This is a genomic window from Quadrisphaera setariae (assembly GCF_008041935.1).
In the GTDB taxonomy this organism is placed as follows: Bacteria; Actinomycetota; Actinomycetes; order Actinomycetales; family Quadrisphaeraceae; genus Quadrisphaera; species Quadrisphaera setariae.
The window spans coordinates 182,698-192,764 of sequence record NZ_VKAC01000012.1; the positions used below are offsets into that span (position 1 = coordinate 182,698).

10 protein-coding genes are annotated in these 10,067 nt (G+C 74.1%); 7 read left to right on the forward strand and 3 right to left on the reverse strand.

The window, feature by feature from the left end:
* Positions 1-90 precede the first annotated feature (90 nt).
* Complete coding sequence (locus FMM08_RS18780) at positions 91-1,119, forward strand: NAD(P)-dependent alcohol dehydrogenase (RefSeq protein ID WP_147927909.1); 1,029 nt, start codon at positions 91-93, stop codon at positions 1,117-1,119.
* Positions 1,120-1,136: 17 nt separating this feature from the next.
* Here FMM08_RS18780 and FMM08_RS18785 read toward each other — a convergent pair whose 3' ends face one another.
* Positions 1,137-2,633 carry an AAA-type ATPase lid domain-containing protein gene (locus tag FMM08_RS18785; RefSeq protein ID WP_147927940.1) on the reverse strand — a complete coding sequence of 499 codons (1,497 nt, stop codon included), beginning with the start codon at positions 2,631-2,633 and terminating at the stop codon, positions 1,137-1,139.
* Between the two features lie 165 nt (positions 2,634-2,798).
* Between FMM08_RS18785 and FMM08_RS18790 the strand changes: the two genes are divergently transcribed.
* The 3 genes from FMM08_RS18790 (at position 2,799) to FMM08_RS18800 (ending at position 5,316) form a co-directional block, all read left to right on the forward strand.
* Complete coding sequence (locus tag FMM08_RS18790) at positions 2,799-3,863, forward strand: amidohydrolase family protein (RefSeq protein WP_147927910.1); 1,065 nt, start codon at positions 2,799-2,801, stop codon at positions 3,861-3,863.
* Entirely contained in the window at positions 3,860-4,660 is an 801-nt protein-coding gene (locus tag FMM08_RS18795) for an iron-sulfur cluster assembly protein (protein WP_222710944.1), read from the forward strand. Before FMM08_RS18790 ends, FMM08_RS18795 begins: the two co-directional genes overlap by 4 nt.
* Before the next feature lie 131 nt (positions 4,661-4,791).
* Entirely contained in the window at positions 4,792-5,316 is a 525-nt protein-coding gene (locus FMM08_RS18800; RefSeq protein WP_147927911.1) for a DUF1097 domain-containing protein, read from the forward strand.
* Between the two features lie 93 nt (positions 5,317-5,409).
* On the opposite strand, the gene FMM08_RS18805 is transcribed toward FMM08_RS18800, so the two are convergent.
* Positions 5,410-6,354 carry an LLM class F420-dependent oxidoreductase gene (locus tag FMM08_RS18805; RefSeq protein WP_147927912.1) on the reverse strand — a complete coding sequence of 315 codons (945 nt, stop codon included), beginning with the start codon at positions 6,352-6,354 and terminating at the stop codon, positions 5,410-5,412.
* A gap of 11 nt (positions 6,355-6,365) precedes the next feature.
* Positions 6,366-7,337, reverse strand: coding sequence for a DMT family transporter (locus tag FMM08_RS18810; RefSeq protein WP_222710945.1), 972 nt, complete (start codon positions 7,335-7,337; stop codon positions 6,366-6,368).
* 63 nt (positions 7,338-7,400) lie between these two features.
* On the opposite strand from FMM08_RS18810, the gene FMM08_RS18815 reads away from it, so the two are divergent.
* The 3 genes from FMM08_RS18815 (at position 7,401) to FMM08_RS18825 (ending at position 10,057) form a co-directional block, all read left to right on the forward strand.
* A complete protein-coding gene (locus tag FMM08_RS18815; protein ID WP_147927913.1) occupies positions 7,401-7,907 on the forward strand; it encodes a MarR family winged helix-turn-helix transcriptional regulator in 507 nt (168 codons plus the stop codon).
* 201 nt (positions 7,908-8,108) lie between these two features.
* Complete coding sequence (locus tag FMM08_RS18820; RefSeq protein ID WP_147927914.1) at positions 8,109-9,503, forward strand: NtaA/DmoA family FMN-dependent monooxygenase; 1,395 nt, start codon at positions 8,109-8,111, stop codon at positions 9,501-9,503.
* 32 nt (positions 9,504-9,535) lie between these two features.
* Positions 9,536-10,057, forward strand: coding sequence for a flavin reductase family protein (locus FMM08_RS18825; RefSeq protein ID WP_147927943.1), 522 nt, complete (start codon positions 9,536-9,538; stop codon positions 10,055-10,057).
* The last annotated feature ends 10 nt before the right edge of the window (positions 10,058-10,067 follow it).

The window sequence follows — 10,067 nt, forward strand, 5'->3', positions numbered from 1 at the left end:
TGCGCTGGCGCAGCCCCCCGCCGCTGGGTTGGCTGGTGCCCGACCCCCTCCGGCGACCGGGCCGGCGGGGCCTCGACGAGGAGGAGCGCCGTGAAGGCCCTGCGCGTGCACGAGTACAACAAGCCGCCGTCGCTGGACGAGGTGCCCGAGCCCGAGGTGAAGGGCCCCTGGGACGTCGTCGTCGACGTCGGCGCCGCCGGCCTGTGCCGCACGGACCTGCACATCCTCGAGGGCCAGTGGGAGGCGATCCAGCACCCGCCGCTGCCGTACGTCATCGGCCACGAGAACGCCGGCACCGTGCGCGCCGTCGGGTCAGCCGTGAGCAACGTGGCCCCCGGCGACCTCGTGATCATGCACCCGCTCGTCACCTGCGGGCTGTGCCTGGCGTGCCGCAACGGGCAGGACGCCCACTGCGAGAGCGCGACGTTCCCGGGGCTGAACGTCGACGGCGGCATGGCCGAGCAGATGCTCACCAACGCCCGCTCCGTGGTGAAGCTCGACTCGGGGCTGCAGCCCGCCGCCGTCGCCGCGCTGGCCGACGCCGGCGTCACCGCCTACCACGCGGTGCGCAAGGCCGCCGGGGTCCTCTTCCCCGGCACGCACGCCGTCGTCGTCGGCGCCGGCGGGCTGGGGCACATCGGCATCCAGACGCTCGCGGCCATCACGAGCGCGCAGATCACCGTGGTGGACCGCAACGAGGCCGCCCTGGAGCTGGCGAAGGGCATCGGCGCCCACCGCACCGTGCTGGCCACGAGCGACGTCGAGGTGGAGAAGGCGGTGCTGGACGCCACCGACGGCGGCGCGCACGTGCTGTTCGACTTCGTCGGCGAGCACGGGGCGGAGCTGCTGGCGCCCAAGCTGCTGCGCAACCGCGGCCAGCACTACGTCATCGGCTACGGCGGCGAGGTGCGCCTCCCCACCATCGACGCCGTCATCCGCGAGATCAGCGTGGTCGGCAACCTCGTGGGCACCTACCAGGACCTCGTGGAGCTCATGGCCCTCACCGCGCAGGGCCGGGTGACCCTCCACACCAGGCAGTACCCGCTGGAGGCGGCGCTCGACGCCATCCACGACCTCGAGGCGGGGAACATCCGGGGCCGCGGGATCCTGGTCCCCTGAGGTGCACCGTCCCCCAGCTAGGCGCGCGGGACCTCGATGCCGTAGGCGCTGATGCGGCGGTAGACGGTGGCGCGGGAGATGCCGAGCTGCTCGGCGGCCCGCGCCACCGTCGTCCCCGGCACCGTGAGCGCCCTGACGATCTCGTCGCGCTCGAGGGACTCCAGCCGGCTGAGGCTGCGGCGCGTGCGCGAGGCGAGGTCCGCCGGCAGGTGCCGCACGTCCACCGCGTCGGTGCGGGCGACGGCCGCCTGCACCACCTGCCGCAGCTGCGTGGCACCACCGGGCCACGCCGCGGCGCGCAGCACCTGCGCGGCGGCCGGCGTGATCGCCACGTCGCGGTGGCGGTGGACGCGGGCGAAGTGCTCGGCCAGCGGCACGACGTCCTCGGGCCTGTCGCGCAGCGGAGGCACCTCGACGACGACGTCGACGAGCGCGGCCAGCGCTCCGGGCAGCGCTGCCGCGTCGTGCTCGGTGAGCACGAACGGCTGCGGTGCGCCGTCGGTGCGCCGCGCGGTGGCCAGGACGCCCGCCAGCTGGTCGGCGGCCCACGCCGGCAGCGCCGAGGTGCCGGACACGACGATGCAGGCGCCGTCCTCGTGGAGGACCGGTGTCCACGCGGCCAGCCAGGCACCCACCTCGTCGACGCCGGGGGTGCGGGCGGCGAGCAGCGTGCCGCGCAGCTCGGCGCGGCGGCGGGCGGAGGCCACCAGCGCGGTCTTGCCCGCGCCCGCCTCACCGGCGAGGGCGACGACCCGCCCCGCGAGCATGGCCCGCTCCACCTGCTCGACCGCTGCGCGCCAGGTGCGGGAGGCGCACGGGTCGGCGGGTCCCGCGGCCCGGGCGGGCACCACGCGGTACACCTGGCCCCGGGGCGCGGCGCGGTCGGGCAGCGCCCCGGGAGCGGACCCGGTGCCCGTCGTCGTCCTGCTCTGCGCTGGTCCGCCGGTGCGGGCGAGCATGAGCGCCGAGGTGCTGCGGGCCGCGGTGGTGGCGAGGGCCAGCAGGAGCCCGGAGGACGAGCGCGACCAGGTGGTGAGGTTGACGGTGCCGGCGACGTCACCGGTGCGGGGGTCGAGCACGGGGGCGGCGGCGCAGGTGTACTCGCGCAGGCTCTCCACGTAGTGCTCCGCGCCGCGCACGAGGCTCGGCGCCCGGTCGGCGAGGGCCAGCCCGAGGCCGTTGGTGCCGGCGTGGGCCTCGGCGTAGGAGAAGCCGGGCGCGAGGTGCACGCGGTCGAGGGAGCGGTGCATGGCGGCGTCGTCGAGGAAGCGCTGGAGCACCAGCCCGGTGGCGTCGGTGAGCATCACCCCGACGGGCTCTCCCGCCAGCGTGGAGCGCAGGTCGGCCAGGACGGTGCGGCCGGACTCCACGAAGACCGGGTCGACGTCCACGGCGCCGCTGTAGACCGGTGGCACCTCGTCGGGCGGGACCTCCAGGTGCTCGCAGCGCGCCCAGGAGGCCCGCAGCCTCAGCGAGGACTCCGCCGACGTGCCCGCCAGCGCCTCCGGTGCCATGCCCACCCCCGCAGTCGGAGGCTGCGCTGCCCCCAGGTACGACCGAGCCTAAGCGGCGTCAGCCGGCGGCGTCTCACAGTGAGACGTCCGCCCTCTGGGACACGGGCGGTCGCGGTGCGACGGTGGAGCAGGAGCGACGAAGCACCACCTCGACGAGGAGGCACCGTGTACAGCAAGGACGGCACCGACTACTTCATCCTCGACGCGCACATCGCGCTGTGGGACGCCCGCCCGGAGAACCTGCGCAACGTCCACGGCAAGCAGTTCATCGACTGCTTCTACGACTACCACCGCAACCTCTCGCCGGAGAGCGAGCACTGGGACTACGACCAGTACCTGTACTACTCGGACCGCCTCATGAAGGACCTCTTCGAGGACGGCTACGTCGACCACGCGATCTTCCAGCCGGCCATCCTCGGCGAGTTCTACAAGAACGGCTTCGGGCAGACCGAGGAGGCCCTCGCCCTGGCGCAGGCCCACCCGGACAAGCTCACCTACAACCACGCCTTCGACCCGCGCTTCGGCGAGCGGGGCCTGGAGCAGCTGCACCGCGACGCGGAGCGGATGGACCTCAAGGGCGTGAAGCTCTACACCGCCGAGTGGCAGGGCGAGTCGCGCGGCTACAAGCTCACCGACCCGTGGACGTACCGCTACCTGGAGGCGTGCCGGGAGCTGGGCATCAAGAACATCCACGTCCACAAGGGCCCCACCATCCGCCCGCTGGACCGCGACGCCTTCGACGTGGCCGACGTCGACGCCGCGGCGTCGGACTTCACCGACCTCAACTTCGTGGTGGAGCACTGCGGGCTGCCGCGCCTGGAGGACTTCTGCTGGATCGCCACGCAGGAGCCCAACGTCTACGCGGGCCTGGCCGTCGCGATGCCGTTCATCCACTCCCGCCCGCGGTACTTCGCGCAGATCATGGGCGAGCTCATGTACTGGATCGGCGACAGCCGCATCTTCTTCTCCTCCGACTACGCCATCTGGACGCCCAAGTGGCTGGTGGAGAAGTTCGTCGACTTCCAGATCCCCGAGGACATGACGGAGTACGCGCCGCTCACCACGGACTCCAAGAAGCGCATCCTCGGCCTCAACGCCGCCGCGCTGTACGACATCCCGGTGCCCGAGCACCTGCAGGTGGCCCCCGAGCCGGTGGACGTGAGGGAGCCCGCCGTCAAGGCCGACAACGCTCGCACCGCGGACTCCGAGCTGCTGACGGGGATGGCGTGACGGCGCTCGAGCAGCGGACCCGGCTGGAGCAGGAGGCCTGGGACGCGCTCGGGGTGGTCATGGACCCCGAGCTCGACGAGGCGATCACGTCGCTGGGGTTCGTCCGGTCCCTGGAGGAGCTGGGGGGTCAGGACGACGACGGACGCGGGGCGCTGCGGGTGCACCTGCGCCTGCCGACGTCGTTCTGCTCGCCGAACTTCGCCTACCTCATGTGCTCGGACGCCAAGGACGCGCTCGAAGCGGTGGTGCGTCACCACGGCGGCGGGACCGTCTTGGTCGAGCTCGACGACCACCACGACTCCGACCTCATCAACCGCGGCCTCGCCGCCGACGCCGGGTACAGGGGCACCTTCGGGCACGAGGCGGAGTCCGACCTCGACGAGCTGCGCCTGACGTTCCGCCGCAAGGCGCACACGGCCGCCGCCGAGCGGGCGCTCACCGCGCTGCTGCGGGCGCGCCCCGAGCTCGGCGAGGACGACGTCCACGCCGTGCGGCTGGGCGACCTGCTGCCCGGGGAGGTCACGGCGGCGCTGCTGCGCCGCCGCTCGGCGCTCGGGCTCAGCACAGCTGACGACGCGCCGGTCGCCGTCGACGACCACGGCGCGCCCGTCCCGCCGTCGGTGGTGGGGATGTGGCTGCGCAAGGCCCGTTCGACGCGCATCAGCATCGACGGCAACGCGCACTTCTGCCGCGGGCTGCTGGCCACGCGCTACCCGGGGGCCGAGCTCGACCAGGCCCCCCGCGACGAGGGCACCGCACCGGTCCCGGTGCAGCTGCTCACCCGCCGCCCCGCCTGACGCCCCCTCCCCCTCCCTCCTCGTCGATCGAGGAAGTCCTGCACGGTGCACGTGCAGGACTTCCTCGATCGTCGTTCGGAGGGAGCGCTCCACGCCCTGCACCACCCCGCGCTGTTCGAAGGAGAGCAGTCATGAAGCGCTTGCTCGCGCTCGGAGTCTCGATCGGCGTCCTCGCCGGGGTCCTCACCTGGGTCGGCTTCTCCATCCCCGAGGCGGGCACCACCGCCGCGGTGCTCGTGGTCTGGGTGGGCTTCGCCGCCTGGGCCCTGTTCTACGCCGCCGGGGGCGGCACCGGAGGGCTCGCCAAGACGGTCGCCTCGACGATCTCCGGCGTGGTGTGGGGGTGGCTGATCATCCAGGCCGCAACCGCAGCCATGAGCGGCAACGCCCTCGTGCTGGGGATCGCCGTGGCCGTGGGTGCGTTCGGGATGTGCGTGCAGGCGGCGTGGAAGCCGCTGGCCTTCATCCCCGGCGCCTTCGTCGGGGCCGCGTGCTTCTTCGGCACCGGCGCCACGGGCGCAGCCGTGCTGGCGTCGGTGGTCTCGCTCGTGGTCGGGGCCCTGCTGGCCTTCGCCAGCGAGAAGGGCGCCGACGTCATCGAGCCCCTGCTCGGCAAGGAGCCGGCCCCGGCTCCCACCGCGAGCCGCCACGCCTGACGGGCTCGCCGGGAGCTGCAGCTCCCGCCCCTTTCATGCCGAAGACGCCCCATCGACCGACTCGATGGGGCGTCTTCCGCGCCGGCCGGGAGGTCAGAGCTGCGGGGTCACCAGGGACGCGAAGGCGTCGAGGTGGTCGAGGTCGGCCAGGTCCAGCACCTGCAGGTAGAACCGGGTGGCACCTGCCTCGCGGTAGCGCCCCAGCAGGTCGGTGACCTCGCCGGGCGTGCCGCAGAACCCCTGCGAGCGGATCTCCTCGGGGTCGCGGCCGACGGCGCGGGCGCGGCGCGCCACCTCGTCGTCGTCCTTCCCCAGCACGAGCAGGTGTGCGACGGACATCTCGATGCTGCCCGGGTCGCGCCCGATCGCCTCGCAGGCCGCACGCACCCGCGCGAAGCGCTGGCCAGCGTCCTCGGGGGTGCAGAAGCCGGCGTTGAAGTCAGCGGCGTACCGGGCGGCGAGCTCCGGGGTGCGCTTCTTGCCGGCCCCGCCGACCACCACCGGCAGCGGCTGCTGCACCGGCTTGGGCAGCGCGGGGCTGTTGGTCACCGTGTAGTGGTGGCCGGAGAAGTCGTACGCGGTGCCCGCCGGCGTGGCCCACATGCCGGTGATGAGCTCCAGCTGCTCGGCGAGCCTGTCGAACCGCTCCCCCAGGGAGGGGAACGGGATGGCGTAGGCGGCGTGCTCGGCCTCGAACCAGCCGGCGCCCAGGCCCAGCTCGACGCGGCCGCCCGACATGTCGTCGACCTGCGCCACCTGCACCGCGAGCACGCCGGGGTGCCGGAACGTGGCGGAGGACACCAGCGTGCCGAGGCGGACCGTGCTCGTCTCGCGGGCGAGGCCGGCGAGGGTGGTCCACGCGTCGGTGGAACCGGGCAGGGCGCTCGCGGGGTCGTCGCTCATGGCGAGGTAGTGGTCGGAGCGGAAGAAGGCGGAGAATCCCGTCTCCTCGGTGCGCCGGGCCACCGCCAGCAGCTGGGAGTACGTGGCCCCCTGCTGGGGCTCGGTGAAGATCCGCAGGTCAGGTCGCTGGGTCACGGGAGTCGACCCTACGGCCGCGCCCCCGCCAGCTCTCGCCGCAGGCCTGCTGCCGGCAGGGGGGCCGCGGGACGACGAGCGCGACCACCGCCGACCTGCCCCAGCACCACCCCGCCCAGGACGAGCAGCAGGCCCGCCCACTGGAGCGCCGCGAGGTGCTCCCCGGCGAGCAGCGTGCCCGTGGCGACCCCGGCGACGGGGTTGAGCAGGCCGATGACGGAGACCGCGCTGGCGTCCAGCCGCGCCAGCCCGGTGAACCAGGCGGCGTAGGCCAGGGCGGTGGCCACGAGCGACAGGAAGGCCAGGCCCGCGAGGCCAGCGCCGTCGAGGGCGGGTGGTGCCCCCTCGGCCAGCGCGGCCGCGGGTGCCACGAGCAGGCCGGACAGGGTGAGCTGCCACGCGGTCATCGTCAGCGGCCGCGGCGCGGGCGGCAGCGCTCCAGCGGCGGCGGCGCGCGACCAGCGCTGGGAGAGCACGGTGCCGACGGAGAAGGAGGCGACGCCGGCCAGCGCGACGGCCACGCCGAGGGGGTCCAGGCCGCTGGTGGCGCTCCCCACGAGCAGGACGACGCCGGCCAGGCCCGCGACCGCCGACGTCACAGAGGCAGCGCGCGGGCGCTCGGCGAGCAGCGCCCACGCCAGGGAGATGACGAGCAGCGGACCGACCCCGGCCACCGTGGCGGCCACGCTGCTGGGCAGGAGGGTGGCGCTGGCGTAGACGAGGGAGAAGAAGGCGGCGTTGACGAGGAGGCCGAGGACGGCGGCCCGCCACCACCAGCTGCCGCGGAGCCTGCGGCCGCCGCCCGCTCCGGTCCTGCCGTGCGCCGGGAGCGCGAGCAGCACCAGGCCGGCGGGCAGGGCCCGGAGCACGCCGCCCCACAGCGGCTCGTCGGCGGGGAGGACGTGCCCGGTCACCCAGTAGGTGGTCCCCCACGAGATCGGCGCGACCGCCGTGAGCGCCACCCAGCGCCAAGTGCCTTCCACGGAAGACACAATGCCTTGCCGGGAAGATATGTTCCCCGGGTGGTCGACCTCCCTCCTGATGCCGTGTCGCTGGTCCAGACCGCCTGGGCCCGCGAGCGACCCGACGTCGACACCGCGCCGGTGGGCGTCATCGGCCGGTTGCACCGCCTCGCGGCCGCGCTGACGCGCGAGCTGGAGGCGGTCTTCGCCGCGCACGGCCTCAGCGAGGGCGACTTCGACGTGCTCGCCACGCTGCGCCGCTCCGGCAGCGAGCGGACCGCCGGTGAGCTCGCCGCCGCCACGATGGTGACCAGCGGCGGCCTCACCAAGCGCCTGGACCGGCTCGAGCGGGCCGGGCTCGTGGTGCGGCGCACCAGCGAGCGCGACGGCCGGGGTCGCGTCGTCTCCCTCACCGCGGCGGGCCGCCAGCTCATCGACGCCGCCTGGACCGACCACATGGCCAACGAGCACCGCCTGCTGGCCCAGCTCGACCCGCGCGACGCCGCCGAGCTCGAGCGCATCCTGCGGGTCTGGCTGGTCCAGCACGAGCCCCTCGCGGACGGCGGAGCGGATGTCGCCGCACCCCGTTGACGGCCCCGCGCACCGCACCTAACGTCCGCGGCATGACCCACCGCCACGCGCAGGTGCACCCCGCCTGCGTGGCGGTCAGCCGCAAGATGCCGCTGTACGCCGAGGACACCACCCGCGGCGACCTGCGTCCCTGAGCACGGCCGCGCGCGCCCTGCGCACCCACCCCGGCCCGGTGAACACCCCCAGCTCAGGAGCACAGCCATGCCCAGCACCAGCGGCGACGAGAAGCAGATCAAGCTCGGCCTCTTCGAGACCCCCGTCCTCAACGTCGGCGGGATGACGACGTGGACGCACCCCGAGAACCAGACCCACCGCTACGCCGACCTGTCGTACTGGGTGGAGACGGCACAGCGCCTCCAGGACGCCACCTTCGACTTCTGCTTCCTGGCGGACAGCTACGGCCACGGCGAGATCGGCGGGGCCCGCCCCGACGTCAACGCCCGCGAGGCGATGGAGCTGCCCCGGCTCGACCCGATGCTGCTCGTCCCGGCGATGGCGCACGCGGCGCAGCAGCTGGGCTTCGTGGTGACGGCCTCGACGGTGTTCGAGCCGCCGTTCGCCAACGCCCGCCGCTTCTCCACCCTCGACCACCTCACCCGCGGCCGCGTCGGGTGGAACGTCGTGACGTCGAGCTTCGCCGAGAGCGCGTCGGCCAACTTCGGCCGGCCGATGGTCCCCCACGACGAGCGCTACGCCATGGCCGAGGACCACCTGCTCACCACCTACGCGGTCCTCGAGGGCTCCTGGGAGGACGACGCCGTGCTGGCCGACAAGGCCAGCCGCACCTACGCGGACCCCGCCAAGGTCCACCGGGTCACGCGCACGGGCCCGTACTTCTCCGTGGACGGGTACAGCAACACCGCGGCCTCCCCCCAGCGCACGCCCGTCCTGTTCCAGGCGGGGACGTCGAAGGCGGGGCTGGGCGTGGGCGCGCGGCACGCGGAGTGCGTCTTCCTGCAGGGCTCCACCAAGGCCAGGCTCGCCGAGCACGTGGCGACGCTGGACCGGCTCGCGGTCGAGGCCGGGCGAGCACCTGGATCCGTGAAGACGATGGTGGGGCTGTCCGTCGTCGTCGCCCCCACCCGGGAGGAGGCGGAGCGCCGGTACGCCGAGTACCTGGCGCTGAACACCCGCGAGAGCGCCATCGCCAGCTACGCGCTGTTCACCGGCATCGACCTCGGCGCGCACGACCCGGACGCACCGTTCGCGGGGATCCGCACCGAGATGGGCCAGAGCCAGGTCGAGCGGCACGCGCGGACCGACGGGCCCGGTCCTACGGTGGGCGACGTGATCGAAGCGCACCGCACGCGGGGCTCCCGGGGCATGGTGGCCGTCGGGTCCCCCGACGACGTGGTCGAGCAGGTCCTCGACCTTGCCGACTCCACCGGCGTGGACGGGTTCCTCCTGGAGCCGTTCGTGCAGCCGGGGTCGGTCGTGGACGTCGCCGAGCACGTGGTGCCGCGCCTGCGCGCCGCCGGCCGGTTCCGCACCGAGTACACCGAGGACACCCTGCGCGAGCGGATGTTCGGGGCGGGGCGCCGGCACCTGCCGGCCGACCACCCCGGCGCCGCCGCACGCACCTGGGCCACCGCGTGAGCCCCGCCGACCTCGTCTCGGTGGACGACGCGGTGCGCCGCGGTGATGCCGCTGCGGCGCACCGCGCGCTGCGCGACGCGTTCGGGCGCTTCCCCAGCGGCGTGGTCTCGGCGTGCGCCCGCGTGGGCGGCGCCCCCGTCGGGATGGCGATGAGCTCGTTCACGTCGGTGTCGCTGGACCCGCCGCTCGTGCTGGTCTGCGTGGACCGGGCGTCCTCGACCTGGCCGAAGCTTCAGGGCTCGGACCGGCTCGGCATCTCGGTGCTCGGCGAGGCGCACGACGCCACGGCGCGACAGCTCGCATCGCGGACCGCTGACCGCTTCGCCGGGCTGACCCTCGTCGACGGCGAGGGCGGCGCCCTCTTCGTGGACGGCGCCACCGCGTGGCTGGAGTGCTCCGTGGAGGAGGAGCTGCCCGGCGGTGACCACCTCGTGGTGCTGCTGCGCGTGCACGGTCACCGCGTCCTCGGGCCCGGACCGCTGGTGTTCCACGCCAGCGGCTTCACCACGGTGGCCGCTCAGCAGGGCAGTCAGGCAGGTCAGCGGTCGAGTTAGGCTCGGGTCG